The following is a 26081-nucleotide window of genomic DNA, read 5'->3' as shown; positions in this document are numbered from 1 at the left end:
TCGTGGGCGTCGGGCGGTCTAGTTGCGCTCGATGTCGAGGCGCAGCACCGTCAGCCACAGGAACAGGGCCGAGAACAGGAAGTAGTAGACGACGTCGGCGGTCGCGAACACGCCGCGGCGCAGGCTCTCGAAGTGATCGATCAGCGACAGGTAGCTGAAGACTTCCTTGAACGGCACGCTGTCGTTGTAGGCGAGGATGTTGGACAGCCAGATCACCAGCAGCAGGCCGAAGCTGGCGACCGCGGCGATCGTCGGCTCGCGCGTCAGCGACGACACGAACAGGCCGGCCGCGGCGAACGCCATCATCAGCAGGAACAGACCGACCAGGCCGGCGGCGACGCGGCCCCAGTCCATGTCGGTCGACCACGCCAGCGACAGCGGCATCAGCGCCATCAGCACGACCACGACGGCGATGAAGCCGAGCACGCCGAGAAACTTGCCGAGCACGATCTCGGTCAGCGACACCGGCGCCGAGAACAGCAGCGTGATGCTGCCGGTCTTCCGTTCTTCGGCGAACAGCCGCATCGTCATCAGCGGAATGATCAGCAGCAGCAGCACCGTGGCGAAGCCGTACAGCGAGCCGGCGACGACGTCGGAGACGCCGAGATCACTGCCGTCGGCGGACGCCGCCGCGTACTGCGCGATCAGGTTGATGAAGACGAAGCCGGTGATGAACTGGACGACGGCGAGCACCGCCCAGGCGAGCGGCGACAGGAAGATGCGGCGCCATTCGGTGCGCGCGATGTTGAGAATGGCAGTCATGACACGATGCCCTGGACGTAGCGAAGGTGGGTGCGGGCGAAGCTGACGGCGGCGTGCGGTGCGGCGCTCATGCGGCGGCCCTCAGGTCGCCGGACGTCAGCTCGACGAAAATTTCCTCCAGCGTGCGCTGCTGCGCGTGCAGCTCGATCAGGCCCCAGTCGTTCTGCGCCGCGGCCCGGGCGATCGCCTCGCGCGGGTCGGCACCCTTGCGCGGGGTGACGAGGAAGCGGTCGTCGCCGAGCGGGCTGGCGCCGTCGACGCCATCGATGCCTGCGAGCTGCACGGCCTGCGGCGCGCGCTTGAAGCCGGCGATGACCGAGGCGTCGCCCTGCGTCGCCGCCATCGGCTCGTTGTAGACCACCAGCCCTCGGGCGATGATCATCACGCGGCTGCAGACCGCCTGGATCTCCGGCAGGATGTGGCTCGACAGGATCACGCTGTGGCTGCGGCCGAGTTCGGCGATCAGCGTGCGGATCTCGCGGATCTGGATCGGGTCGAGGCCGACCGTCGGCTCGTCGAGGATCACCACCGGTGGGCGGTGGATGATCGCCTGGGCGATGCCGACGCGCTGCTGGTAGCCCTTCGACAGATTGCCGACCAGGCGGTGGCCGACGTCGGCGAGGCCGCAGTCGCGCTTGGCCGAGGCCAGCGCATCGGCCAGGTCCTTGCGCGCCACGCCGTGCAGGCCGGCGCAGTAGCCGAGGTATTCATCGACCGTCAGTTCCGGATAGACCGGCGGCTGCTCGGGCAGGTAGCCGAGCGAGCTTTTCGCGAGCTTGGGCTGCTCGCGCATCGACACGCCCTTGATGCGGACGTCGCCGTCGCTCGGCGCCAGGTTGCCGGTCAGCATCTTCATCGTCGTCGACTTGCCGGCGCCGTTCGGGCCGAGCAGGCCGAGGATCTCGCCCTTGCGCAATGTCAGGTCGAGCCGGTTGACGGCGACCGTCGGGCCGTAGCGCCGCGTCAGGCCGCGCGCTTCGATCAGGACTTCGTTCGCTTCTGTGTCCATGCGTTTTCGTTCGTGTCCTTGAGAAAGGTCTTTTTCGGAAGTTGGCGGTGCGCCACAAAATCGCAGCCAGTGACCGCCGGGCGGCGCCGGGAGTTCCCTTGCCTTACAAAATTGTCAGCTTTTCGACGTCGCCGCGAGCCGGTACGGATTCGGCCGTCCGTCCGGCTGGTGGCGATAGCGCTCATAGGCCCACCAGTACTGCTCGGGCAGCGCCCGGATCACCGCTTCGACGCCGCGGTTCAGCGCCGCCACGCCGGTTTGCGCATCGGCGATGTCGGCCGGCGCCGGCGACAGATGGAAGCGGTAGCCGCGCCCGCGCGGCAGACGCTCGGCGATGCAGAACCAGACCGGCGCGCCGCTGCGCGCGGCGAGCTTGGTGACCAGCTCGGTCGTATGCGCAGTCATGCCGAACAGCGGTGCGTAGACGCCGGCGCCGCGCGGCGGGTCGTGGTCCGGCAGGATGCCGATCATCTCCTTGTTCCTGAGCGCGGCGAGCAGGGCCTTGACGCCGGCGCCGGTGGTCGGCACCAGCCGCGCGCCGAGTCGCGTGCGGCCATCGTACATGATGGCGTCGACCGCACCCTTCTGCGGCTTGTAGAGCGAGGTCATCGGACCGTGCGCCGAGCAGAACAGTCCGGCCAGCTCCCAGGCGCCGATGTGCGGGCACAGCCAGATCACGCCGCGGTCCTGCGCGCGCAGCGCCTCGACCTGACGCGCGGCGGCCGGGTCGGCGAGCCAGCGCGCGAGCCGGCGGCGGCTGCCGAACCACAAGGCGGGCGCTTCGAGCACGGCCTTGAACATGTGGCCGAGGCTGGCGCGGGCGATGCGCTCGCGCTCGCCGGCGCCCAGTTCCGGCAGGCAGCGTTCGAGATGCCACAGCGTCAGCCGCCGCTGCTTGTTCGGCACGCGCCACAGCAGGGCGCCGATGGCGCCGCCGAGGCCGTGCAGCAGCCACAGCGGCGCCGCGCCGGACGCGCGGATCAGGGAGTGGAGCCATGATTTCATGGCGCGCGATTGTAAAGTCGCCGGCGAAGCGGCTGCGAGCGGCGCGCGCGGCCCGGCAAGAAGGGCCCGCCCGGTGAAGGGCGGGGCCAGGCATGGAAATCCAAGGAGCCGCCGCACGGGGAGCGCGACGGCCCCGCCAGCATAGGCCCGACGCGCCCGCCGCGGCAGCGTGCGCCGGGCGCGCGCGCTGTAGGAAAATCGAAGGTCGGCACGCAGGAGAGCGCATGATCGGTTTATTGCAGCGGGTCCGCGAGGCATCGGTGAGCGTCGACGGCGAGCGCGTCGCCGCGATCGGCGCCGGCCTGCTGGTGCTGGTCGGCGTGCAGCCGGACGACAGCGAAGCCAGCGCCGCGCGCCTGCTCGAACGCCTGCTCGGCTATCGTGTGTTCGCCGACGGCGAGGGCCGCATGAACCGTTCGTTGCGCGATACCGGCGGCGGCCTGCTGCTGGTGCCGCAGTTCACGCTCGCCGCCGATACGCGCAGCGGCACGCGTCCCGGCTTTTCGACCGCCGCGCCGCCGCCGCTGGCGCGCGCGCTGTTCGCACGGCTCGTCGAACTGGCGCGCGCCGCGCATGCCGAGGTCGGCAGCGGCCGCTTCGGCGCCGACATGCAGGTCGCCCTCGTCAACGACGGACCGGTGACGTTCTGGCTCGAGGCCCGCTGAAGATCGCAGTCAGGTATCTGCTAGACAAATGATGCAATCCCGCCGCAAGCTTTCACCCATCTGCACAACCCACCAAGGAAACCGCCCGATGAAACGCCCGATCCTCGCCCTCGCCGCCGCCCCGATGCTGGTCTTCGCCGTCACCGCCTGCGGCGGCAAGCCGCTCGACCCCGCCGTCAAGCAGGCGATGGACGCGCGCCATGAAGGCTTCGAGGCGATGGGCGACGCGATGAAGAAGATCGCCGACACGCTCAAGGGCGGCGGCAGCCTCAATCCGGAACTCGCCGCCGCGGCGGGCAAGATCAACGAGACTGCGCCGCAGCTCAAGGACTGGTTCCCGGCCGGCTCGGGCCCGGAGAGCGGCCGCAAGACCGGCGCCAAGCCCGAGATCTGGCAGCAGCCGGAAGTCTTCGCCGAGAAGCGCGAAGCCTTCGTCGCCGCCGCCGCCAAGCTCGCCGAGACGGCCGGCGCCAACGATGCCGCGGCGTTCGCGACGCAGGTCGGCGAGCTCGGCAAGACCTGCAAGGGCTGCCACGAGCAGTTCCGCAACAAGGACCACTGAGTCGCCGTGGTCCTCCCGGAACTCAAGCCGCAGCGTCTCTGGGACCTGCCGGTCCGGCTGACGCACTGGGCGCTGCTGGCGCTGGTGCTGTTCTCGTGGTGGAGCGGCGAGAACGGCGAGCTGGGCTGGCATCGCTATTCCGGTTATGCGGTGCTGGCGCTGCTGCTGTTCCGCCTCTACTGGGGCTTCGCCGGCAGCAGCAGCGCCCGCTTCGGCGGCTTCGTGCGCGGTCCGCGTGCGGTCGCCGCCTATGCGCGCGGCCTGTTCGCGCGGCCGGCGCCGATCAGCGCCGGGCACAACCCGATGGGCGGCTGGAGCGTGCTCGCGCTGCTCGCGGTGCTGCTCGCGCAGACCGGCAGCGGCCTGTTCGCGGTCGACACCGACGGCCTCGAATCGGGGCCGCTGTCGCACTGGCTGCCGTTCTCGGCCGGCCGCGCGGCGGCCGAGTTCCACGAGTTCTGCTTCGACGTTCTGCTGGCGCTGGTCGGCCTGCACGTCGCCGCGATCGTGTTCTACGCCGTCTACCGGCGCGAGAACCTGGTCGCGGCGATGCTCGGCGGGCGCAAGCGCCTGCCGCCCGGCGCTGCCGACGGCCTGCGCTTCGCGCCCTTGTGGAAAGCGGCGCTCGGCCTCGCCGGCGCCGCGCTGCTGGTCGTCGCGATCGTGCTGGGGCTCGGCTAGTCGTTCGCTAGTCGGCGCCGAGCTCGCGGAAGTCCTGCTCCCAGTACTCGCCGGGCCGGCGCGCGTCGTCGCGCGCCGCGCTTTCGAGGCGGCGCAGCTCGACGCGACGGATCTTGCCGGAGATGGTCTTCGGCAGCTCGTAGAACTCGATGCGGCGCACGCGCTGGTACGGCGCCAGGCGCCGGCGCGCGAACTGCAGGATGTCGCGCGCCAGCTCGCGGCTCGGCACGTGACCCTCGCGCAGCACGACGAAGGCTTTCGGCACCGCCAGGCGCAGCGGGTCGGGACTCGGCACGACCGCGGCCTCGGCGATCGCCGGGTGCTCGATCAGCGCGCTTTCCAGCTCGAACGGGCTGATGCGGTAGTCGGAGGCCTTGAACACGTCGTCGGCGCGGCCGACGTAGGTGTAGTAACCGTCGGCGTCGCGCATCGCCACGTCGCCGGTGCGGTACCAGCCGTCGCGCATCACCGCCGCGGTCTTGTCGGGATCGTCGAGATAGCCCTGCATCAGCGCCGCCGGGCGCGGCTCCAGCGCGATCGCGATCTCGCCTTCGTCGGCCGGCCGGCCGTCGACGTCGAGCAGGGCGATGCGGTAGCCCGGCAGCGGCCGGCCCATCGAGCCGGTCTTCAGCGGCTGGCCCGGCGGATTGCCGATCTGCGCGGTGGTCTCGGTCTGCCCGTAGCCGTCGCGGATCGTCAGGCCCCAGGCGCGGCGCACGCGCTCGATGATCTCCGGATTCAGCGGCTCGCCGGCGCCGATCAGTGCGCGCAGCTGCACCGGCCAGGCGCCGAGATCCTGCTGCACGAGCATGCGCCACACGGTCGGCGGCGCGCACAGCGAGCTCACGCCGCAGCGCACCAGCACGTCGAGCACGGCGCGCGCGTCGAAGCGGTTGTAGTTGTAGATGAAGATCGTCGCGCCGGCGGTCCACGGCGCGAAGAAGCAGCTCCACGCGTGCTTGGCCCAACCCGGCGAGCTGATGTTGTAGTGCAGCGCGCCGGGCTGCAGGCCCAGCCAGTACATCGTCGACAGGTGGCCGACCGGATAGCTGCGATGCGTGTGCAGCACCAGCTTCGGCTTCGAGGTGGTGCCCGAGGTGAAGTACAGCAGCAGCGGATCGTCGGCCTGCGTCGCGCCGTCCGCGGCGAACGTCGCCGGCGCCGCGTAGGCGTCCTCGAACGGCCGCCAGCCTGCGGCCGCGCCGCCGACTGCCAGGCCGGTGAACTGCCCGGCATAGGGCGCGAACTTGGCGGTCTCGGCCGAGGCGGCGATCACGAAGCGCGCGTGGCCGCGCTGCAGGCGGTCGGCGAGATCGTCGCCCGACAGCAGCAGCGTGGCCGGAATCAGCACCGCGCCGAGCTTCATGCCGGCCAGCATCGTCTCCCAGAGCGCGACGTGGTTCGGCAGCATCACCAGGATGCGATCGCCGCGGCGCACGCCGAGCGCGCGCAGATGGTTGGCGACCTGATTCGAGCGCGCCGCCATCTGCCGCCACGACAGCTTCAGCTCGCGGCCGTCCTCCTCGACCAGCCACAGCGCCGGCGCGTCGTTGTCGCGCGCGACGACGTCGAAATAGTCGAGCGCCCAGTTGAAGTCCGGCAGCGCCGGCCAGCGGAACTCGCGCGCCGCGGTTTCGTAATCCTCGCGCAGCGCCAGCAGCTGGTCGCGGGCCCGCAGGAATGCATCGCCACCCGTCATCGTGTCCGGCTCCCGGTTATGTGTGGATGCGAAGTCTTGGCGAAGATAGCGCACGCGCCTCGCGCCGCGCTCAGGCCGCGCCGCCGTCCGGCGCCTGCAGGCCGAGCCGCTCGCTCGCCAGGCGCCGCAGCATGAATTTCTGGATCTTGCCGGTGACCGTCATCGGAAATTCCTCGACCAGCAGTACGTAGCGCGGCACCTTGAACGGCGCGATCTCGTCGCGGCAGAACGCGCGCACCGCTTCCGCGTCGAGCGTCGCGCCCGGCTGCACGACGACGCAGGCGCACAGCTCCTCGCCGAAGCGCGGGTCGGGCACGCCGACCACCTGCACGTCGCGGATCTGCGGATGGCGGTAGAGGAACTCCTCGATCTCGCGCGGATAGATGTTCTCGCCGCCGCGGATCACCATGTCCTTGGCGCGGCCGAGGATGCTGCAGTAGCCGGCCGCGTCGATCGCGCCGAGGTCGCCGGTCCGCATCCAGCCGTCCGCGTCGACCGCCTCGCGCGTCTTCTCGTCGTCGTCCCAGTAGCCGAGCATCACCGAGTAGCCGCGCACCAGCAGCTCGCCCTTGGTGCCGCGCGGCACGATCGCGCCGCGCTCGTCGACGATCCTGGCTTCCAGATGCGGCTGCACGCGGCCGACAGTCGACACGCGGCGCTCGAGCGGATCGTCGACGGCGCCCTGGAAGCTGACCGGCGAAGTCTCGGTCATGCCGTAGGCGATGGTGATCTCGCGCAGGTGCATGCGTTCCATCACCTTGCGCATCACTTCGACCGGGCACGGCGCGCCGGCCATGATGCCGGTGCGCAGGCTCGACAAATCGAACTCGGCGAAGCGCGGGTGTTCCAGCTCGGCGATGAACATGGTCGGCACGCCGTGCAGCGCGGTGCAGCGTTCGTCCTGCACGGTCTGCAGCACCGCGAGCGGATCGAAGCCCTCGCCCGGGTAGACCATGCAGGCGCCGTGCGTCAGGCAGGCGAGGTTGCCCATCACCATGCCGAAGCAGTGGTACAGCGGCACCGGGATGCACAGGCGGTCGTGCTCGCTCAGGCGCATCGCGCGGCCGACGCAGTAGCCGTTGTTGAGGATGTTGCGATGGCTCAGCGTCGCGCCCTTCGGCGCGCCGGTGGTGCCCGAGGTGAACTGGATGTTGACCGCGTCGCGCGGATCGACCGCGGCCGCCGCCGCGGCCAGCTGCGCGCGCTCGGCGCCGCCGGCGTCGCGCTGCAGCTCGGCGAAGGCCAGCATGCCCGGCGGCGGCTGCGGCGCCGTGCAGACGACCAGGCGCAGCGCCGGCAGCCGCGCCGCCTGCAGCGCGCCGGGCGCGCAGTGCGCCAGCTCCGGTGCCAGCGCCGCGATCATGCCGGCGTAGTCGCTGCTCTTGAACGCCGGCGCCAGGATCAGCGCGCGGCAGCCGACCTTGTTCAGCGCGTACTCGATCTCGTGGCGCCGGTAGGCGGGATTGAGGCTGACCAGGATCAGGCCGGCGCGCGCGGTCGCGAACTGCGCGAGCACCCACTCGACGCGGTTCGGCGACCAGATGCCGACGCGGTCGCCGGGCGCCAGGCCCAGCGCCAGCAGCCGCGCGGCGACGGTGTCGACCTGCTCGCGCAGCTCGGCCCAGGTCCAGCGGATGCCCTGCTGGCGGACCACCAGCGCGTCGCGCGCACCGTGGCGCGCGACGGCCGCGTCGAGCGCGGCGCCGATGCTGAGGTCGAGCAGCGGCGGCGCCGCCGCGCCGCGCACGTGGCTGGGGGCGTCCGCGGCGATGATGTCGCGGGCAGCCATCGTCATACCGCCATGAAGACCGACTTGGTTTCGAGGTAGGCGTCGAGCGAGGCGCGGCCCATGTCGCGGCCGAAGCCGGACAGCTTGTAGCCGCCGAACGGCACCGCGCAGTCGAGCATGTTGTGGCAGTTGACCCAGACCGTGCCGGCCTTGATCTTCGGCACCAGGCGCTGCACGCGCGACAGATCCTTCGACCAGATGCTGGCGCCGAGGCCGAACGGCGTGTCGTTGGCGCGCGCCGCGACTTCGTCGAGATCCTCGTACGGCATCGCCACCACCACCGGCCCGAAGATTTCCTCGCGGACGATGCGCAGCGACTCGTCGTCGCTGGCGAACACGGTCGGCTTGACGAAGTAGCCGCGGCGCTCGGCGCGGCCGCCGCCGCTGAGCACGCGCGCGCCCTGCTGGCGGCCGAGCTCGATGTAGCCGCAGACGCGGTCGAGCTGCTCCTGCGAGACCAGCGGTCCGAGCTGCGTCTGCGGGTCGAGGCCGTGGCCCATCGGCAGCGCGTCGGCGAGGCCGGCGAGCGCTTCGGTGACGCGGCCGTAGAGCTTCTTCGGCACGTACAGGCGCGAGCCGGCGCAGCAGACCTGGCCGTGGTTGAAGAAGATCGCATTGGCGGCGCCCTGCGCGGCCACTTCCGGATCGCAGTCGTCGAGCACGATCATCGGCGACTTGCCGCCGAGTTCGAGCGTCACGCGCGTCATGTTGTCCATCGCCGCCTTGCCGATCAGCTTGCCGACCTCGGTCGAGCCGGTGAAGCTGACCTTGTGGATGCCCGGGTGCGCGACCAGCGGCGCGCCGGCCGACGGGCCGTCGCCGGTGACGATGTTGAGGACGCCGGCCGGGAAGCCCGCTTCCTCGAACAGCTGGCCGAGATACAGCGCCGACAGCGGCGTCTGCTCGGCCGGCTTGAGCACCACGGTGCAGCCGGCGGTCAGCGCCGGCGCCAGCTTCCAGGCCGCGACCAGCAGCGGGAAGTTCCACGGCACCACGGCGGCGACCACGCCGACCGGCTCGCGGCGCGTGTAGGCGAAGAACTCGGCGTCCGGCGGCGCGTACGGCACCGAGACGTCGATCGTCTCGCCGTGGATCTTGGTCGCGAAGCCGGCCATGTAGCGGAAGAACTCGACGGTCAGCGTGACGTCGACGGCGCGCGCGATCGCCGCCGACTTGCCGTTGTCGACCGACTCGATTTCGGCGAGCACCTGCGCGTCGCGTTCGATCAGGTCGGCGAGCTTGAGCAGCAGGCGCTGGCGCTGCGCCGGGCGCAGGCGCGGCCATTCGCCGTGTTCGAGCGCCTGGCGCGCGGCGGCGACTGCCAGTTCGATGTCGGCGGCCGCGGCCGCGGGCACGGTGGCGACGACCGATTCGTCGGCCGGGTTGATGACGTCGAAGCGCGCGCCGTCGCGCGCGTCGGTCCAGCGGCCGCCGATCAGCATGCGCTGCTCGCGGCGGTCGAGGAAGGCGCGGGCGCCGGGGCTGAGCAGGCTGGCGACGTCGGTCATCATGTTCATCGTGGAATCTCCTGTCGTATGGCTACGACGCGGGTTGAGGCGAAAGGGGGGTACGGCCAAGAAGAGTCCCCTCGCCATCAAGGCGAGGGGCAAGGGGGGAGAGCTAGGGCTGCGACGGGCGGACCGCGTCGGCGGTGCCCTGGATGAAGGCCTTGATCTGCTCGACCTGCTCCGGCGTCAGCTTGCCGGTGAAGTCCGGCATGCCGACGCTCGCGAACGGACCGTTGAAGACGAACTGGTCGAGGTGCTCGATGAAGTGCTTGTCGACGTAGCCGAGGTTCGGCAGGTTGCCGCCCTTGTCGACGCCGGGCACGCCATGGCAGAAGACGCAGTTGCTGACGTACAGCGCCGTGCCTTCGGCGACGTCCTTGGGGTCGTACTTGACGCCGGCCAGCAGCGAACCGCGCTGGTACTCGGTGAACTTCGGCAGCGGCGCCTTGCCGCCGAGCACGAAGGTATAGACCGTGCCCGGCACATTGCCTTCGCTGGCGCGCTGCGACTGGCCGTAGACGCCGCCCCAGCCGGCGGCGATCGACACGTACTGGCGGCCGTCGACCTCATAGCTGATCGGCGCGGCGATCACGCCGGTGCCGGTCGGCGAGTCCCACAGCTTCTTGCCGGTGGTCGCGTCGTAGGCGAGGAAGCGCGCGTCGGCGGTGCCCTCGAAGACGAGGTTGCCGGCGGTGGCAAGCGTGCCGCCGTTCCACGGCGAGACGTGGTCCTGGCGCCAGGCTTCGCGCTGCTGCACCGGGTCCCAGGCGATCAGCGCGCCGAACGGCTTGCTCTTCGGCGCCTGCGCGTTGATCTGCATCGCCGTGTTCCAGCCGATGCCGCTCATCGGCTGGCCCGGTTCGTTGCTGCCGTGACCCTTCCAGCGCTTGTCCTCGGCCAGGTTCAGCGGCACGTTCTGTACCGGGAAGTAGGCGAGGCCGGTCAGCGGGCTGAACGACATCGAGTGCCAGTTGTGGCCGCCGAACGGGCCCGGAATGATGTCGAAGGGCTTGTCGGCCGAGCGCGCGTTGGCGATCTCGATCGGCCGGCCGTTCTTGTCGTAGCCGGTCGCCCAGTTCACGTCGACGAAGTTCTTCGCCGAGATGAACTGGCCGTTGCTGCGGTCGACGACGAAGAAGAAGCCGTTCTTCGGCGCGTGCAGGATGACCTTGCGCGTTTTGCCGTCGAGCTTGAGGTCGGCGAGGATCAGGTCCTGCGTCGAGGTGTAGTCCCAGTTGTCGCCGGGCGTTTCCTGGTAGTGCCAGACGTACTGGCCGTTGTCCGGGTTCAGCGCGACGATCGAGGCGAGGTACAGATTGTCGCCGCCGGCCGGGCTGCGCTGGCGGTGCGACCACGGCGAGCCGTTGCCGGTGCCGATGTACATCAGGTTCAGCTCGGGGTCGTAGACCATCGAGTTCCAGACCGTGCCGCCGCCGCCGGCTTCCCAGTACTTGCCGGCCGGATCCCAGGTCTTGGCGGCTTTCTCCATCGACGCGTCCTCGTACGGCTTGGACGGGTCGCCCGGCACCACGAACCAGCGCCAGGCCTGCTTGCCGGTGTCGGCGTCGTAGGCGGTGATGTAGCCGCGCACGCCGAATTCGGCGCCGCCGTTGCCGATGATCACCTTGTTCTTGAACACGCGCGGCGCGCCGGTGACGGTGTAGGCGCGCGAGTGGTCGATGATGGTGTCCTGCGCCCAGATCTTCTTGCCGGTGCGCGCGTCGATCGCGATCAGGCGGCCGTCGAGCGAGCCGACGTAGACCTTGCCCTCGTGCACGGCGACGCCGCGGTTGACGACATCGCAGCAGGCCTTGAAGGCGTTGCGCCGCGGCACCTGCGGGTCGTAGGTCCACAGGCGCTTGCCGCTGCGCACGTCGATCGCGTGCACCACGCTCCACGACGCGCTGACGTACATCACGCCGTCGACGACGATCGGCGTGGCCTCGATGCCGCGCGTCGATTCGAGGTCGTACGACCAGGCCAGGCCGAGCTGGCCGACGTTGCCGGCGTTGATCTGCTTGAGCGGGCTGAAGCGCGTGCCGGCGTAGTCGTAGCCGTTGGTCGGCCAGTCCTTGCCGACCGCGGCGTTGGCGATCACGCGCGCCTCGTTGACGTTGGCCGCCGGCGCCGCGGCGTGCGCCGCGCCGGCGAGCGCCAGCGTCAGCAGCGTCGCGCCGAGCGCCGCCGGCCAGGCGGCGCGCGGACGGATGGAATTCGGTCTCATGTTCTCTCCTCGTTTCTACGAATGGATGCCGCGATGCGAAAAAGGTGCGAGCCGCACGCTCAGAACACCGTGAGCACGCGCAGATTGATACGGTTGGCCTCCTTGAAGCCATTCTCGACGTCGAGATCGCGTCCGTAGTTGGCCATCAGCTGCAGCGTCGGCAGCACGAACCAGGCGGTGCCGAGCTGCATCTTCAGCGTGCGGAGCTTGTCGTCCTGGTTGATGCCGTCGACCTCGGTCTCGCCGCCGAAGCTGTACGACAGGCCGCCGCGCAGATCCCAGTTCGGACGCAGCTGGTAGCGCAGGAAGGTCTGCAGCTGGAACGACGGGTCCTGCTTGAGCTCGGCCTTGCTCGCACCATACTCGTCGTTCTTGCCGTAGACGGTGACGTCGCCGATCAGATCGAGCAGCAGCTTGTCGGTGAGCCCGGTGATGTAGCCGGCCTGCAGCGCGAACTTCCAGCGGTTCTCGCCGAGGTTGAGCGCGTCCTGGTGGTCGTAGCTGCCGGTCGGCAGGTAGAGGAACGGCGTGATGCCGAAGTAGGTGCTGGTCTTCGGCTGGTTCACCAGCCAGACCGTCGCCGCCAGGATCAGGTCGCCGACGCCGCTGGCGTCGCCGAGCGCGGCGATGTCGTCCTTGGCTTCGAGTTTGCCGAACGGCAGCAGGAACTGCGGATCGACGATGTAACCGCCGATGTCCATGAAGTGCACGCCGCGCGCGATGCCGACGTTCGAGTCGAGCTGCGGATCGATCGGCGCCTTGTCGCCGTCGGCGTAGAGTTTGTCGCGCGTCGCGTACTGGTAGTACAGCAGGCCGAGATTGGTGCCGCCCGGCAGCGCCGTGTAGTCGCCGGCGTCGACGTCGACCGCCCAGGCCGCCGGCGACAGCGCGCCGCCGAGTCCGAGGATCGCCGCCGTCAGGATGGCGCGTGCGCGGCACGCGGACGTCTGCTTGTGCATCGTCATTCGAGTCTTCCTCCAGTTCGTTATCGATGCCGGCCGCTTCGCGGGCGATCCGTGCATGGGCTGCTGGCGCCGTTCGCGGATTCGCGGCCGGCGTCGCAAATTGAGATAAGGCAGGCTCTGTGCCATCCTCGAAGCGCGCACGAAAGACGGCGAAATAAAACGCCGCATCAAGGCCTTAACGAGTGCGGAAAAGGCCTGGGCGCGAATGAAACTGTATCGTTTCGAGTCAGTGCGCCGGCGCGGCTGTCTCGCAACGAGCCATGAGTCGGAGGAGCGTCATGCCGCGCATCGATTTCGAGCTCGATCGTCGTATCGAGCGGGCCCGTCACCTGTTCCTGGAAGGCGGCGAGATTCCCGATCACCTGATCGACGATTCGGTGGCGCGTTCCTGGCAGCGCTCGCGCGGCTACGGCCTGCGCACCGGCGACAAGGTCATCTTCAACGTCGTCACCCACGCCGAGCGCCGCCGTGTCGAGGACGCCAATCGCGCGCTGGTCGGCTACGCCGAGCCGGAACTGCAGCGTCTGTTCACGGCGCTGTCATCGGCGGACTGGGTGGTCGCCTGCCTGAACGGCAGCGGCAAGGTGGTGCGCGCCTACGGCGACGACCGTCCGGCCTGCCGCGAGATCGGCATGGCCTTTCGCACCGGCGTCGACCTCGGCGAGGACGCCGCCGGCACCACCGGGCCGAGCTGCGCGCTGATCGAGGCGAGGCCGGTCGTCATCAGCGGCCAGGAGCACTTCCTCGACGAGGCGCGCATGTTCTCGTGCGCGGCGGTGCCGATCTTCGACCCCGCCGGCGCGGTGATCGGCGCGCTCGACGCCTCGCGCCGCTACGACGGCCAGCGGCTCGGCATCCTCGAGCCGCTGGCGCTCGCCGCGCGCGCCATCGAGAACCGCATGGTGCTCGGCCTCGTCGAGAGCGTGCGCATCGCCGTGCACTACGCGCCGGAGCTGGTGGCGACGACGATGCGCGGTCTGCTGGCGTTTTCGGCCGACGGCGAGCTGCTCGGCGCCAACCCGTTCGCGCGCCAGCTGCTCGAACTCGAAACCGGCGCGCGGCCCGATTTCCAGCGCCTGTTCGGCCGCCCGTTCGCGGCGCTCGTCGACGCCCTGCGTCGCGCCGGCGAGGCGCCGCTGGCGATCGAGGCCGGCAACGGCCTGCGCGTCTACGCCCGTCTCGACGGCGCGCCGGCGCCGCGGCCTGCCGCGGTGCGCAGCGTGAGTGCCGCGCCGCGCGCCGACGCCGGCCCGGAGGCGCTGATGTCGACGGCGCAGCGTGCGTTCAACCGCGAGGTGCCGATCCTGATCGGCGGCGAGACCGGCACCGGCAAGGAAGTGCTGGCGCGCCGCCTGCACGCCAACGGTCCGCGCCGCGACGGGCCGTTCGTCGCGGTGAACTGCTCGGCGATCCCGGCCGGGCTGATCGAATCCGAGCTATTCGGTTACGAGGCCGGCGCCTTCACCGGCGCGCGCCGCGGCGGCATGGCCGGCAAGTTCGAGCAGGCGCACGGCGGCACGCTGTTCCTCGACGAGATCGGCGACATGCCGCTGGAGCTGCAGGCGCGGCTGCTGCGCGTGCTGCAGGAGCGCGAGCTGACGCGGCTCGGCGGCGGCCGGCCGGTCGCGCTCGATTTCTCGCTGGTCTGCGCCTCGCACCGCGACCTCGCGGCGCTGATCGCGCGCCAGCAGTTCCGCAGCGACCTCTACTACCGCATCAACGGCTTCCGCGTCTGCCTGCCGCCGCTGCGCGAGCGGACCGACATCGGCGAGCTGATCGAGCGGCTGCTCGCCGAGGAAGCGGCGCCGCAGACGCCGCCGCGGCTCGATCCGGCGGCGCGCGCCGCGCTGCTGCGCCACGCCTGGCCCGGCAACATCCGCGAGCTGCGCCAGGCGCTGCGCCTCGGCGTCGCGCTCGCCGAGGACGGCGTTATCGGCGTCGACCAGCTGCCGCCGGAAATCGCCGGCGCCGCGCCGGCGCCGGCCGGCGCCGGCCTGCTCGAACGCGCCGAGGCCGAAGCGGTGCGCAGCGCCATGCAGCGCCACGCCGGCAACGTCTCGGCGGCGGCGCGCAGTCTCGGCGTCGCGCGCGCGACGCTGTACCGCAAGCTGCGCCTGTTCGAGCTGCTCGACGCCGACTGGACGCGCCGCGCGCATTGAGCGGCGCCGCGGCGCGCGCGGTGCCGCGTCAGACCCAGCGCCGCACCCAGCTGCGCAGCGTCTTCACGCGCTCCAGCAGCGCCTGGCCGGCGACCGCGCCGGGCGCCGGCTCCGGCGCGCGCTCGACCTGATAGCGCTGTGCGAGGTCCGGGCTCTGCGCGAGCCGCTGGTGCTGCTTGAGCGCCGAGTTGACGGCGATCTTGCACTGGCTGTCGTGGATCGGCTTGGTGATGAAGCGGTAGATCTGGCCCTGGTTGATGAGGTCGATCGCGCTGCCGGCGTCGGCGCGCTCGGTGAGGATCACCGAGACCAGTTCCGGGCGGTGCTGCTTGAGCGTGCCGATCAGCGCGACCACCGGGTTGTCCTGCACGCGCGTGTCCGAGATCACGACGCCGATCGGCTCGCGCTCGAGATGGCCGACGGCATCGTCCATCGTGCGCGCGCCGAAGACGCGGAAGTCGCCGCCGAGAATCGCCTGGATCTTCGGCGGAACCTGCGGGTCGTCGTCGAGCACCAGCACCCCGGGCGTCGGGCCGCCGCCCGCCTCCGGCGTGCTGTCCGGCCGCGCCGCCGCCTGCGTCACGCGCGCGGCGCTGACGGCGCGCGCGATGGTCGCCGTCAGGTCTTCGTTCGACCACGGCTTGTTGACGAAGCGGAAGATCTCGCCCTCGTTGATCGAGCCGATGATCGCGTTGAGATCGGAATAGCCGGTCAGCAGGATGCGCATCGCCTGCGGGTTCAGCTCGCGCGCGGCGCGCAGCAGCTCGATGCCGCTCATTCCGGGCATGCGCTGGTCGCTGACGATGACGTCGACCGGCTGCGTCTTCAGCAGTTCGAGCGCGCTGCCGCCGCCGTCGGCGAAGAACAGCTCGTAGCGGCTGCGGAACAGGATGCGCATCGTCGTCAGCACGCGCGGCTCGTCGTCGACGAACAGCACGCGGGCGCGGGTGGCGGCGGTCTCGCTCATGGCGCCGCGCGCCGCGCGCGGCGGCTTCCTGCGTGGCCGGAAGGGGAGAGATGCATGCGGTGGCGTCCTTGCTCGGGAGTGGGGGAAATCAGGCGACCAGCGCGTCGGCTTCGAGCGGCGCCGCGCTGGCGCGCGGCTGGCGCAGCGGCAGGCGGATCGTGAACGCGCTGCCCTTGCCGGGCGTCGAGCGCACCTCGATGCGCCCGCCGTGGTCCTCGATGATGCGGAACACGATCGACAGGCCGAGGCCGGTGCCCTGGCCGACCGGCTTGGTCGTGAAGAACGGCTCGAAGATGCGCGCACGCACGTCCTCGCTCATGCCGGCGCCGGTATCGAGGATGCGGATCGCGATGCTCTCGCCCTCGGCCTGCGTGTGCAGGTAGATGCGTCCGCTTTCGTGGCCGGCGCCGGCGATCGCCTGCGCGGCGTTGGTGATGAGGTTGAGGAACACCTGGTTGAGCTGCGACGGCGAGCACTCGATCGCCGGCAGCGCGCCGTACTGGCGGATCACCTCGATGCGGCCCTTGAGCTGGTTGTGCGCGATCTTCAGCGCCGAGTCGAGGCCGTCGTTGACGTTGAACAGGTCGTGGCGCGAGCGGTCGACGCGCGAGAAATCCTTGAGGCTGGCGACCAGTTCGGCGATCTGCAGCAGGCCGTGGTCGGTGTCGGCGAGCAGGCCGTCGAGGTCGCCGGCCAGCGCCTCGGCGTCGATCGACTCGCGCAGCGCCTGCGCGGTCGCCATCGCCTGCGCGACCTCGTCCTCGCGCGCGCGCTCGTCGGTCAGCAGGTCGAGCGCGCGGTTCTGCGCGCCGCACAGCTGGCGCAGGTCGGCGAGCGAGCCGCGCACGATCTCGGCGTTGCTGCGCGCATAGCCGAGCGGCGTGTTGATCTCGTGGGCGACGCCGGCCACCATCTGGCCGAGCGAGGCCATCTTTTCCGACTGCACGAGCTGCGCCTGCGAGGCGCGCAGCTCGTCGAGCGCCTGCGAAAGATCGTGCGTACGCGTTTCGACCTGCTCTTCGAGATGCTCGTTGGCATGCGACAGCTCGGCGTTGGCGCGGTCCAGCTCGCGGTAGCTGCGGCGCAGACGCAGACCGAGCCAGGCCAGGATCAGCAGCAGCAGCGCCGTGTAGGCGGCGAGGATCAGGCGGTAGCGGTTGACCTCGGCGAGCTGGCCTTCGTACCAGCCGAGATAGGCCTGCTCGACCGCCTGCAACTGCGCGCCGGTCGGACGCGACAGGAAGTCGCGGAACATGCTGACCAGCTCGCCCTTGTCGTCGAGCGCCTGCTCGCCGAGCGTACGCAGTTCGCGCACCGCGTCGCGCAGCGGTGCCGGCTGCGCCGCCGACAGCTTGTCCAGCTCGTCGAGCGTGGCACGGATTTCCGGTGCGTTGGTCGGCGTCGGCGTGACACCGTAATTGGTGATCTGGCTCTGCAGCTGGCTGAGCAGCGTGCGCAGCGCCTCGGGCGCGCCCGGCGGCAGCGCGGCGACGGCCTCGGCGATGCGCGCCGGCACCGCGTCGATGGTGTTGATCGCGCGCTGTGTCAGCAGCGTGCTGCGCGCCTCGAAGTCGAAGCCGAGCTCGAACTTGGAGTCGATGGTGTCGAGGAAGGCGTCGAGGCGCCGGTCGAGTTCCGGGCTCAGGCCGCGCAGCGAGTGCTCGCCCTTGTCGAGCGCGTCGAGCGTCGCGCCGAGTTCGGCGGTGATCTTCGAGCGGTCGGCGGCGGCGTCGGTCAGCGAGCTGGCGCGGGTCTGCGTGAACGCGCGGTTCAGCGCGATGTCGAGGTTGTCGGCGCGGCGCAGCAGTTCGAGACGCGCGCGATGCCGGTCGGCATCGACGCTCTGCGTCATGCGCACGAGAAAGACCAGCACCCCCAGCGCGACGGCCGCGAGCGCGGCCGGCCATAGCCATCTCAGCTTCATGTCTGCGCTCCCCCTGACGCCCATGTCAGTTGCCGGTCATTTTCCGGCGTCGGCTGGGCCGCGCCCGGCATGCCGGCGCTTTTTCGTATCCGAGCATTTACGCGGCCGCGCCGGGCGCGCGCCTCACCCTTCTGAGGGAGGTCGTGCGCGCTGACCGTGCTTTGCGCGTCTGCCGGCAGTCACTAGAATCGCGCTTCCCGCGTCCGCCCCGTCTGCCGATGTCCGCTCCGTCCCCGAAGGATCTCAGCCCCTTGCCTGCCCTGATCTTCTCCTCGCGCTGGCTGCAGCTGCCGCTCTACCTCGGCCTGATCGTCGCCCAGGGCGTCTACGTCATCCTCTTCGTCAAGGAGCTGTGGCATCTGATCCACGGCGCCTTCGAGCTGCGCGAGCAGGAGGTGATGCTGATCGTGCTCGGCCTGATCGACGTGGTGATGATCTCCAACCTGCTGGTGATGGTGATCGTCGGCGGCTACGAGACCTTCGTGTCGCGCCTGCGCCTCGAAGGCCATCCGGACCAGCCGGAATGGCTGTCGCACGTCAACGCCTCGGTGCTGAAGGTCAAACTGGCGATGGCGATCATCGGCATCTCCTCGATCCATCTGCTGAAAACCTTCATCGAGGCCGGCGCGCTCGGCCTGCCGGTCTGCGGCGCGGCCGACGCCGCCGCGCGCTGCACCAACTCGACGCCGACCGGCGTGATGTGGCAGACCATCATCCACTGCGTGTTCATCGCCTCGGCGATCGGCATCGCCTGGACCGATCGCCTGATGGCGAGCACGAACGGCAAGCACGCGCACTGACGCGCCGCGGCCGCGTCGCCGCTGGCCGCCGGCGACGCGGCGGACGCCGGGCCGGCGCCACTGCGCGCACAGGTACGGTCTGAACCACGCCGGCATCGCCAAGCCGCGCAGCGGCCGTGGCGACCCGGGGTCGCCAGCGGTGCCTTGCGCCACCGGCTGCGTCATCGCCTGCCGCGCTTCGCGCCGACGGCGGATGAACCTTTACAGAGGTTCCTAGGCGGCGGCCGGCGTGTGATTCAGCGTCGCGTCGTTCGGCGCGTGCAGCACGCAGCTGGTGCCGCCCGGCGTGTACATCATCACCACGCAGCGATTGCAGGCGGTGCAGCCGGAGGCGGTGGCGCGGCCGTCGCGGAACTTGTTGACGAGCTCGGCGTCGTGGATCAGCGCGCGGCCCATGACCACGCAGTCGAAACCGTCGGCCATCAGCGCCTCGACGCCGGCCAGCGACTTGGCGCCGCCGAGATAGGCGAGCGGCATCTTCACCGCGGCACGGACCTGACGCGAGTATTCGCGGAAGTACAGCTCGTGGAACTCGATCTTCGGCGCCACCAGTTCCTGCAGGCCGGCGGCGAAGCGCACGATCGGGTTCTCGATCGAGGTCAGCGCTTCCTTCGGCATCGGGCTGCCGAAGATCGCCCACGGCGCCTCGACGTTCATGCCGCCGCTGAGCACCAGCAGATGCGCGCCCTCGCGCTCCAGCACGCGCGCCACGGTCGCCGCGTCGGCGGCGGTGGCGCCCTTCCGGGTGCCTTCGGTGACGCAGATCTTGCAGGTCACCGCCATGTCGTGGCCGACCGCGTCGAGCACGCGGCGCAGCACCATTGCCGGGAAGCGCGCGCGCTGCTCGGCCGGGCCGCCGTAGCCGTCACGGCGTTTGTTGTACATCGGCGACAGGAACTGGCTCAGCAGATAGCCATGGCCCATGTGGATCTCGGCGGCGTCGAAACCGGCCTCGCGCGCCAGCCGCGCCGCCGCGACGAACTCGCCGGCGACGGCGTCCATGTCGGCCTCGGTCATCGCCGTGCGGAACAGCCGCCCGCTGAGCATGCCGGCGGCGTTGAAGCCGCCGGACGCCGACTTCGGATAGCGCGTCGTCAGCTGCGGCAGGAAGGTGAAGGCGCCGCCGTGGGTGATCTGCGCGCAGATTGCCGCGCCCTCGCGATGCACGGCCTCGGTCAGCGCGCGCAGATGCGGCAGGCTCTCGCGGTTCAGCGACACCTGGTCGACGAAGGTGCGGCCGTCCGGGCTGACTGCGCAGTAGGCGACGGTGGTCATGCCGACGCCGCCGGCGGCGATGCGGCGGTGATGCTCGACCAGCATCTTCGACGGCGTGCCGCCCTTGGCCATGCCCTCGTTGGTGGCCGACTTGATGAAGCGGTTGCGCAGCTTCAGCGGGCCGATCCGGGTGCTGGAGAACGGCGAAGGCGTGCTGTCGGGGGCGGGCGTGATCATGGCGGCTCCGGTGGGGACGGCCGCTACGCTGCCTTGCCGGCGCCGATCCGGCCTCATCCGGATGGAGCGGGTCGGCGCCGGCTCAGGTCTGGCGGCGGAAGGTCACGACCAGCACGTCGCGGTACGCCGGCTGCGCCGCGTCGAGCGGCTGCACCGGCGTCACGCCGTGGAACACGCGATGGTCGTCGACCAGCACGGCGTCGAGCGCTTCGGTCAGCGTGAAGGCGCCGAGCCGGCGTCCGTCCGGGGCGTGGATCGTGGTCGTGCCGCTGGCGATGTTGTGGCGGCGCACCATCAGCACCAGCACGTAGTCGACGCCGTCGCGGTGCACGCCTTCCGGCGTCGGCTGGCCGTCCATGCCGGCGGCCGCCTCGATGCGGAACTGGTGGACCTCGATATGCCAGCGCGCGACGTCCGGCGCCAGCGCGGCGCACTGCGCGCCGCACCAGGCCAGCACCGCCGGCAGCGTCGAGCCGGCGTCGAGCGCCGCGTCGATCGGCTCGAACCAGCGCGCGATGCCGCCGTTCAGCGGGTTGTAGTCGCGGCTCTGCCAGTGCGGCTGGTGATGCTCGCGGACGATCGCGTCGGCGCTGCCCGTATAGACCGCGTAGCGCCGGCGCCGGTAGCGGCCGCCGTCCGCCATGTAGGCGTCGAGCGGCATGCCGTCCCAGCTCGCCGCGAAGGCGTCCCAGTCGGCGAGGGCGCCGTGCGGCGCCAGCGCGGCGCGCAGCTGCGGCGCGGGCAGGAAACGATGACCGTGCTCGCGCAGCGCGGCGAGCAGTTCGGGATCGGCGGAGAAGTGCGGCGAGAGCATGGCGCGTCCACGACCCGGAAGCGGGTCAAGGGCGCGTATTGGACTCCACTTGCGCCGCCGCGGCAACGCGCCACGGCGGCGGCCGCTAGACCTGCGGCGCGATCTCCACCGCCAGGCCGTCGAGCGTGTCGTCGACCGGGATCTGGCACGACAGCCGCGAACTCGGCCGCAGCTCGACGAAATCGGCCAGCGCTTCGAGCATCGCCGCCTCGTCCGCGCTCCTGGCCGGCAGGCGCGGCGCCCAGGCGGCGTCGATGTAGACATGGCAGGTGCCGCAGGACATCGCGCCGCCGCAGGTACCGTCGATGCCGAAGCCGGCGTCGCGCAGCGTCTCCATCAGCGGCACGCCGTTCGTTGCTTCGACGTCGCGCTCGGCGCCGGCGCGGTCCTTGACCCGTACAACCGTCATTCGTGACTCCAGAAAAAAGCCCCGGTCTCGGCGACCGGGGCGCTGAAACGTCCCGCGCGGCTCGCGTCAGATCTTGGCGAGCGTCGCGGCGTCGAGGTTGGTGTAGAACTGCCGGAACCACTTGCGGAACTGCAGCACCGGGCCGTCGCCGTCGCAGAGCAGCGGGTTCGGGCGGTACTTCTTGTTGTTCCAGACGATGAAGTCGACGCTCTCGAAGCCGGCGCTCTCCTCGCCTTCGGCGGCGCCGATCATGTGGTCGATGACCTTCTTCGAGGCCGCCAGCTCCGGCGTGCCCGCCGGGTAGTCGACATGGCGGAAGCTCATGTTCATGCGGCTCTTCTCGGCGCTGATCGGCTGCGTGTACGAGATCATCGTCGCGGTGATGCCGTGCTGGTTGAAGCGCATCACGTTGAGGCCCGGACCGTAGACGTCGCCGACGATGTAGCCTTTGCCGATGTCGAGCTTCATGCGCGGACCGTCGTAGGTCGCCTCGACCGGCGGGATCATCGGTGCGCCGTGCAGGAACTTCAGGTGCGCGGTGTCGACGCCGTTCTCGGCGATCTCCTGGATGCAGGTGTCGGCCGTCCAGCTGCCGCGGCGCGAACCGGTGTAGCCGGTCGGATCTTCCATCTCCGGGATGTACGGCAGCTCCCAGGTCGGCTCGGCGCACAGCGGGTGATACCAGGCCCACATCATTCCGTACTTCTCGACCATCGGCAGCGTGCGCAGGATCGCCTGCTTCTTGACGATCGGCGGCGTGACCTTGCCGTACGGGATGTTCTTGCACCAGCCGGCGGTGTCGTATTCCCAGTGATGGAACGGGCAGCGGATGTGCTCGCCGCAGACCGTGCCGCCGTGGCCCATGTGCGCGCCGAGGTGCGGACAGTACGGGTCGGACATGCCGGGCTTGCCGGATTCCGTGCGGAACAGCACCCACTCCTGGCCGAACAGCGTCACGTTGCGCAGTTCGCCGGCCTTCAGGGCGTCGGAGTAGTCGACGAAGAACCAGCCGGTCGGGATCGGGAACGGGCTGCGTTCCAGGCCCTGCGACTCGAGCAAGATCTTGAGATTGATTTGGTCACCCATTGCGGCCCGTCCTCCACGGCGTCCTGTTTGCGGCCCCGGCGTCCTGCCGGGCGTGCAGCGAATGGTCGCCCCAAGTTTGCGGGTCGTCTTAGTCCTTTCGGGGGAGAGGGCATGCGCGGGCGACCGCGGGTAAGTCCCTAGGCCGAATTTACCGCTGCCGCGCGCTAGCCGGGCGGGCGCGCGGCCGGCCTATACTCGGACACAAATAATTCACAGAACGCGGCGTCAGGGCGCTGCGGGGGACGAGGGGGAGCGATGTCTGCGAGCAAGCTGCGCATGGTGTTCGTGCTGTTCACGGTGGCTGTGCTGGCCGCGTGCGGCGGCGGTGGCGGGGGCGGCGGCGGGAGCAATGACGGCGGCGGCGATCCGGGCGGCAGCGGCCGCACGTTCAAGATCGCGCCCGGCGACAGCGCCACGCGCGACATGATCGCGGCGATGGTGCAGGCCGCGCCGGGCGACGTCATCGAATTCGGCAAGGGTTACTACGAGCTGACGTCGTCCTTGCAGCTGACCAACACCGAGGACGTGCTGGTCAAGGGCGCCGGCAAGGACGAGACGGTGCTCTCGTTCAAGCACAACAATTCGCCGGAAGGCATCCTCGCCGTCAACGTGCACGGCTTCACCGTGCAGGATCTCACCGTGCTCGACACCGGCGGCAACGGCATCGAGCTGCGCGGTGTCAACCACGGCACGCTGCAGCGCGTGCGCGCGATGTGGTCGTCGGGCGGCGGCCGCGAGAGCGCCGATCCGATCAACGCGACGAACTACGCGAGCCGCATCGAGGTGCCCTGCACCGATCCGGCGACGCAGGATCCGGAAGATCCGCAGAACCGCTTCGGCGACATCAGCTCGCCCGACTACACGGTCAGCAAGAAGTCCGGCCGCTACGGCATCTATCCGGTCGCGTCCGAGAACATCCTGATCGAGGACGCCGAATCGGTCGGCGCCTCCGACGCCGGCATTTACGTCGGCCAGACCAACAACGCGATCATCCGCAAGAGCCGCGCCGCCTACAACGTGTTCGGCTTCGAGATCGAGAACGTGCGCGGCGGCGAGTACGACAGCAATCTCGCCGAGTGCAACACCGGCGGCTTCCTGATCTACGACCTCGACAACCTGCGCCAGTACGGCGACCGCTCGCTGATGCACGGCAACACCGCGCGCAACAACAACACCTACAACTTCACCTCGGGCGGCATCGTCGGCAACGTGCCGTCGGGCAGCGGCATGATCACGCTGTCGTACGATCGCATCGACATCTTCAACAACACCTTCGAGAACAACAACACCGCCGGCATCATCCACGCCAGCTACGAGCTGTTCCCGGAGGGCATGGGCCGGCCGAGCGAAAAGCGCATCGACTGGTACACGGAAGGCCTGCACATCTACAAGAACACCTTCAAGAACAACGGCAACCACCTGCCGCTGCCGACCCTCAACGATCTCACCTCGTTCGACGTCGCCAAGATCCTGCTGGCGATCGTCGGCCTCAAGAACCAGGCGGCCTGCCTCAAGCTCGGCAACATCGGCCAGTGCCTGAGCTCCTCGCTGCTCAACGTGCGCGGCGCGCACATCATCTGGGACGGTCTGCTCGACACCTACGACGCGAGCTGCCCGTATCCGAAGGACGCCAACGGCAACGACGTGCCGAAGGACGAACGCGGCAAGCCGCTGTTCACCAACGAGTACCCGAATCCGTCCTGCCACTACAACAAGTACAAGTTCGACACCAGCAAGGCCGGCGCGCCGCGCATCAAGCCGGACTGGTTCTCGTGCATCGATGACGACAACGATTTCAGCGCCGACAGCCTGAAGTACGCGAACTTCCATGGCACCAAGGGCCTCGAACTGCTGATCGAGAACAAGCTCGACGTGCGCGCGATCCTGCAGTTCGCGTCCGACTTCGACATCACGCCGCACAAGTGCATGGCGCAGTACGGCAAGAATCTGGAGCCGCTGCCGGCCGTGGTGATCCCGCCGTTCCAGCGCAGCGGCGACTACGATCCGGCGCCGAGCGAGGAGGAAGTCGCCAAGCTCTGCAAGGCCAACGTGGCGTCCGGCCAGGTCAACTTCGATGCCGCCAAGGTCAACTGCCCGACGCTCGACCAGTACCACCTGTTCGCCGACGCCGAAGACCCGACCAGCACGCCGAACGGCGGCGGCGTGCCGTACTCGCTGAACAGCAAGCTGTTCTCCGACTATGCGGTGAAGTACCGCGTCGCCTATCTGCCGCCGGGCACCAAGGCGGTCTACCGCGACGGCGCGACCGACGGCGCGAACGCGGTGATCGTGTTCCCGGCCGGCACCATCATCGCCAAGACCTTCTCGTTCGCCGACGAGGCGAACGGCACCGAGACGCCGGTCGAGACGCGTCTGCTGATCAAGCGCACCGACTCCAAGGGCCGCGCGCGCTGGGACGGCGCCGCCTACATCTGGACGACGGAGAACGGCAAGAAGGTCGCCAAGCTCGCGCTCGGCGGTGGTACGGCGAGCGTGCACTGGGATACGACCGACGTCGATTCCGGCGTGCATCACACCGGCGACACGCAGAGCTATCTGATCCCGCACGCCAACCAGTGCCTCAGCTGCCACTCGCGCGAGGATCAGGAAGCCGGCTCGGCGCCGATCGGGCCGAAGGTGCGCTTCATGAACAAGCCCTATCGTCCGGAGTCGTCGCGCGTCACCGGCCAGAGCCGGCACGCGGTCGCCGGCGTCAACCAGCTGCAGTACTGGTGCAGCAAGGGCCTGCTCGCCGGCTGTCCGGCCGACCTCGGCGTCAACGAGCAGCAGGTCGCGACCAAGATCGAGCGCTCGCCGGTGTTCAACAAGCCGGGCGACGCCGGCTTCGCCGCCAATTCGGCGCAGGACGTCGAGGCGCGCGCGCGCGCCTGGCTCGAGGTCAACTGCCAGCACTGCCATAACGTGCGCGGTTTCGCCGCGAGCACCGGCTTCTATCTGGACTCGCTGCGCAAGGTCGACATCAGCTACGGCATCTGCAAGCGCCCGACCGCGACCGGCCAGGAAGGCAACGGCGGCCGCAGCTACGACATCCATCCGGCGAACGTCGCCGACTCGATCGTCGAATACCGCATTGGCCCGAACGCGACGACGCCGGCCGCGCGCATGCCGCCGCTGGCGCGCAGCGTGGTCGACGAGGAAGGCCATGCGCTGATCGCGCAGTGGATCCAGAACGTCATCAAGGCCGACGAGGCGGCCTATCCCGGCTCGACGAGCTGCGCGAACTAGGGCCTGTCATCAATTGAGCAGGATGTTGGCTGCGACGCAGTAGATGGCCCCGAGGAAGTTTCGAGCGGTCTTGTCGTATCGAGTGGCGATGGCCCGATATTGCTTGAGCTTGGCAAAGAAGTTCTCGATCAAGTGCCGAGCCTTGTACAGCGCTCGATCGTAATCGCGCATCACTTTGCGTGTTGGATGAGAAGGGATGACGATCTGTGCGCCGATGTGCTGCATCGGTTCGATCACTCGCTCGTGGGCGTCGTAGGCCCGATCGGCGATTAATGCTTGAGCGGACAGGCCGGGCAGCAAGGCGTCGGCCCCTTCCAGGTCCGAGGCTTGGCCGGGGGTCAAGTGAAATGCCATC

At 69.7% G+C, this 26081-nt stretch carries 21 protein-coding genes; 6 read left to right on the top strand and 15 right to left on the bottom strand.

Annotation, left to right across the window (positions count from 1 at the left end; genetic code table 11):
• Positions 1–18 precede the first annotated feature (18 nt).
• The 3 genes from K343_RS0105175 to K343_RS0105165 all read right to left on the bottom strand — a co-directional run bounded on the left by K343_RS0105175 (position 19) and on the right by K343_RS0105165 (position 2776).
• Positions 19–762: an ABC transporter permease gene (locus tag K343_RS0105175; protein WP_028007141.1), complete on the bottom strand. Its 744-nt coding sequence runs from the start codon at positions 760–762 to the stop codon at positions 19–21.
• Positions 763–829: 67 nt separating this feature from the next.
• A complete protein-coding gene (locus K343_RS0105170; RefSeq protein WP_028007140.1) occupies positions 830–1771 on the bottom strand; it encodes an ABC transporter ATP-binding protein in 942 nt (313 codons plus the stop codon).
• A gap of 114 nt (positions 1772–1885) precedes the next feature.
• Positions 1886–2776 (bottom strand): lysophospholipid acyltransferase family protein, encoded by an 891-nt coding sequence (locus K343_RS0105165; protein ID WP_028007139.1) that lies wholly within the window; start codon positions 2774–2776, stop codon positions 1886–1888.
• Between the two features lie 224 nt (positions 2777–3000).
• Between K343_RS0105165 and dtd the strand changes: the two genes are divergently transcribed.
• From dtd to K343_RS0105150, 3 genes are all read left to right on the top strand, one after another.
• The gene (gene dtd / locus K343_RS0105160) at positions 3001–3441 is read left to right on the top strand and encodes a D-aminoacyl-tRNA deacylase (RefSeq protein WP_028007138.1); all 441 of its coding nucleotides are present in this window, start codon (positions 3001–3003) and stop codon (positions 3439–3441) included.
• Positions 3442–3529: 88 nt separating this feature from the next.
• Positions 3530–4003: a c-type cytochrome gene (locus tag K343_RS21065; RefSeq protein WP_051277975.1), complete on the top strand. Its 474-nt coding sequence runs from the start codon at positions 3530–3532 to the stop codon at positions 4001–4003.
• Between the two features lie 6 nt (positions 4004–4009).
• On the top strand, positions 4010–4684 hold the full coding sequence (locus tag K343_RS0105150; RefSeq protein ID WP_028007137.1) for a cytochrome b/b6 domain-containing protein: 675 nt from the start codon (positions 4010–4012) through the stop codon (positions 4682–4684).
• Positions 4685–4691: 7 nt separating this feature from the next.
• On the opposite strand, the gene K343_RS0105145 is transcribed toward K343_RS0105150, so the two are convergent.
• From K343_RS0105145 to K343_RS0105125, 5 genes are all read right to left on the bottom strand, one after another.
• Positions 4692–6383, bottom strand: coding sequence for an AMP-binding protein (locus K343_RS0105145; RefSeq protein WP_028007136.1), 1692 nt, complete (start codon positions 6381–6383; stop codon positions 4692–4694).
• A gap of 70 nt (positions 6384–6453) precedes the next feature.
• Positions 6454–8178, bottom strand: coding sequence for an AMP-binding protein (locus K343_RS0105140; protein WP_051277974.1), 1725 nt, complete (start codon positions 8176–8178; stop codon positions 6454–6456).
• Positions 8175–9689, bottom strand: a complete 1515-nt coding sequence (locus tag K343_RS0105135; protein ID WP_020648072.1) for an aldehyde dehydrogenase family protein — start codon at positions 9687–9689, stop codon at positions 8175–8177. Before K343_RS0105135 ends, K343_RS0105140 begins: the two co-directional genes overlap by 4 nt.
• A 103-nt stretch (positions 9690–9792) precedes the next feature.
• A complete protein-coding gene (locus tag K343_RS0105130) occupies positions 9793–11904 on the bottom strand; it encodes a PQQ-dependent dehydrogenase, methanol/ethanol family (RefSeq protein ID WP_028007134.1) in 2112 nt (703 codons plus the stop codon).
• 59 nt (positions 11905–11963) lie between these two features.
• Positions 11964–12869: a transporter gene (locus tag K343_RS0105125; RefSeq protein ID WP_028007133.1), complete on the bottom strand. Its 906-nt coding sequence runs from the start codon at positions 12867–12869 to the stop codon at positions 11964–11966.
• A gap of 278 nt (positions 12870–13147) precedes the next feature.
• Here K343_RS0105125 and K343_RS0105120 point away from each other — a divergent pair, with 278 nt between their 5' ends.
• On the top strand, positions 13148–15028 hold the full coding sequence (locus tag K343_RS0105120; RefSeq protein WP_028007132.1) for a sigma-54-dependent Fis family transcriptional regulator: 1881 nt from the start codon (positions 13148–13150) through the stop codon (positions 15026–15028).
• 28 nt (positions 15029–15056) lie between these two features.
• On the opposite strand, the gene K343_RS21060 is transcribed toward K343_RS0105120, so the two are convergent.
• Together K343_RS21060 and K343_RS23255 are read right to left on the bottom strand one after the other, a co-directional pair.
• On the bottom strand, positions 15057–15995 hold the full coding sequence (locus tag K343_RS21060; protein WP_043112193.1) for a response regulator: 939 nt from the start codon (positions 15993–15995) through the stop codon (positions 15057–15059).
• 88 nt (positions 15996–16083) lie between these two features.
• Positions 16084–17919, bottom strand: a complete 1836-nt coding sequence (locus K343_RS23255) for a DAHL domain-containing sensor histidine kinase (RefSeq protein WP_051277973.1) — start codon at positions 17917–17919, stop codon at positions 16084–16086.
• Positions 17920–18137: 218 nt separating this feature from the next.
• On the opposite strand from K343_RS23255, the gene K343_RS0105105 reads away from it, so the two are divergent.
• Entirely contained in the window at positions 18138–18719 is a 582-nt protein-coding gene (locus K343_RS0105105) for a TIGR00645 family protein (RefSeq protein WP_028007130.1), read from the top strand.
• A gap of 213 nt (positions 18720–18932) precedes the next feature.
• Here K343_RS0105105 and K343_RS0105100 read toward each other — a convergent pair whose 3' ends face one another.
• From K343_RS0105100 to K343_RS0105085, 4 genes are all read right to left on the bottom strand, one after another.
• The gene (locus tag K343_RS0105100) at positions 18933–20171 is read right to left on the bottom strand and encodes an NADH:flavin oxidoreductase (protein ID WP_043112192.1); all 1239 of its coding nucleotides are present in this window, start codon (positions 20169–20171) and stop codon (positions 18933–18935) included.
• 82 nt (positions 20172–20253) lie between these two features.
• Positions 20254–20985, bottom strand: coding sequence for a 2OG-Fe dioxygenase family protein (locus K343_RS0105095; protein ID WP_051277972.1), 732 nt, complete (start codon positions 20983–20985; stop codon positions 20254–20256).
• Between the two features lie 85 nt (positions 20986–21070).
• Positions 21071–21394: a 2Fe-2S iron-sulfur cluster-binding protein gene (locus K343_RS0105090; protein ID WP_028007127.1), complete on the bottom strand. Its 324-nt coding sequence runs from the start codon at positions 21392–21394 to the stop codon at positions 21071–21073.
• Positions 21395–21460: 66 nt separating this feature from the next.
• Positions 21461–22480, bottom strand: coding sequence for a Rieske 2Fe-2S domain-containing protein (locus tag K343_RS0105085; protein ID WP_028007126.1), 1020 nt, complete (start codon positions 22478–22480; stop codon positions 21461–21463).
• Positions 22481–22735: 255 nt separating this feature from the next.
• Here K343_RS0105085 and K343_RS0105080 point away from each other — a divergent pair, with 255 nt between their 5' ends.
• Positions 22736–25726, top strand: coding sequence for a parallel beta-helix domain-containing protein (locus tag K343_RS0105080; RefSeq protein WP_028007125.1), 2991 nt, complete (start codon positions 22736–22738; stop codon positions 25724–25726).
• 9 nt (positions 25727–25735) lie between these two features.
• Here the strand turns inward: K343_RS0105080 and K343_RS0105075 are convergent.
• Positions 25736–26081, bottom strand: a 346-nt coding sequence (locus K343_RS0105075) for an IS5/IS1182 family transposase (RefSeq protein ID WP_028007124.1), incomplete at its 5' end; no start/stop codon positions are given.

It is taken from the genome of Solimonas flava DSM 18980 (genome assembly GCF_000426685.1).
Taxonomy (GTDB): Bacteria; Pseudomonadota; Gammaproteobacteria; order Nevskiales; family Nevskiaceae; genus Solimonas; species Solimonas flava.
The sequence above is the reverse complement of the archived record's forward strand: the minus strand, read 5'-3'. Positions and strand labels throughout refer to the sequence as shown.

What these genes read in the sequence shown, in the direction of transcription:
- K343_RS23255 (WP_051277973.1), bottom strand. Translation starts at nt 17,919, where the DNA reads ATGAAGCTGAGATGGCTATGGCCGGCCGCGCTCGCGGCCGTCGCGCTG.
- K343_RS0105175 (WP_028007141.1), bottom strand. Translation starts at nt 762, where the DNA reads ATGACTGCCATTCTCAACATCGCGCGCACCGAATGGCGCCGCATCTTC.
- K343_RS0105145 (WP_028007136.1), bottom strand. Translation starts at nt 6,383, where the DNA reads ATGACGGGTGGCGATGCATTCCTGCGGGCCCGCGACCAGCTGCTGGCG.
- K343_RS0105140 (WP_051277974.1), bottom strand. Translation starts at nt 8,178, where the DNA reads ATGACGATGGCTGCCCGCGACATCATCGCCGCGGACGCCCCCAGCCAC.
- K343_RS0105105 (WP_028007130.1), top strand. Translation starts at nt 18,138, where the DNA reads ATGTCCGCTCCGTCCCCGAAGGATCTCAGCCCCTTGCCTGCCCTGATC.
- K343_RS21060 (WP_043112193.1), bottom strand. Translation starts at nt 15,995, where the DNA reads ATGAGCGAGACCGCCGCCACCCGCGCCCGCGTGCTGTTCGTCGACGAC.
- K343_RS0105100 (WP_043112192.1), bottom strand. Translation starts at nt 20,171, where the DNA reads ATGATCACGCCCGCCCCCGACAGCACGCCTTCGCCGTTCTCCAGCACC.
- K343_RS0105095 (WP_051277972.1), bottom strand. Translation starts at nt 20,985, where the DNA reads ATGCTCTCGCCGCACTTCTCCGCCGATCCCGAACTGCTCGCCGCGCTG.
- K343_RS0105130 (WP_028007134.1), bottom strand. Translation starts at nt 11,904, where the DNA reads ATGAGACCGAATTCCATCCGTCCGCGCGCCGCCTGGCCGGCGGCGCTC.
- K343_RS0105135 (WP_020648072.1), bottom strand. Translation starts at nt 9,689, where the DNA reads ATGAACATGATGACCGACGTCGCCAGCCTGCTCAGCCCCGGCGCCCGC.
- K343_RS21065 (WP_051277975.1), top strand. Translation starts at nt 3,530, where the DNA reads ATGAAACGCCCGATCCTCGCCCTCGCCGCCGCCCCGATGCTGGTCTTC.
- K343_RS0105125 (WP_028007133.1), bottom strand. Translation starts at nt 12,869, where the DNA reads ATGACGATGCACAAGCAGACGTCCGCGTGCCGCGCACGCGCCATCCTG.
- K343_RS0105090 (WP_028007127.1), bottom strand. Translation starts at nt 21,394, where the DNA reads ATGACGGTTGTACGGGTCAAGGACCGCGCCGGCGCCGAGCGCGACGTC.
- K343_RS0105120 (WP_028007132.1), top strand. Translation starts at nt 13,148, where the DNA reads ATGCCGCGCATCGATTTCGAGCTCGATCGTCGTATCGAGCGGGCCCGT.
- K343_RS0105165 (WP_028007139.1), bottom strand. Translation starts at nt 2,776, where the DNA reads ATGAAATCATGGCTCCACTCCCTGATCCGCGCGTCCGGCGCGGCGCCG.
- K343_RS0105080 (WP_028007125.1), top strand. Translation starts at nt 22,736, where the DNA reads ATGTCTGCGAGCAAGCTGCGCATGGTGTTCGTGCTGTTCACGGTGGCT.
- K343_RS0105085 (WP_028007126.1), bottom strand. Translation starts at nt 22,480, where the DNA reads ATGGGTGACCAAATCAATCTCAAGATCTTGCTCGAGTCGCAGGGCCTG.
- dtd (WP_028007138.1), top strand. Translation starts at nt 3,001, where the DNA reads ATGATCGGTTTATTGCAGCGGGTCCGCGAGGCATCGGTGAGCGTCGAC.
- K343_RS0105170 (WP_028007140.1), bottom strand. Translation starts at nt 1,771, where the DNA reads ATGGACACAGAAGCGAACGAAGTCCTGATCGAAGCGCGCGGCCTGACG.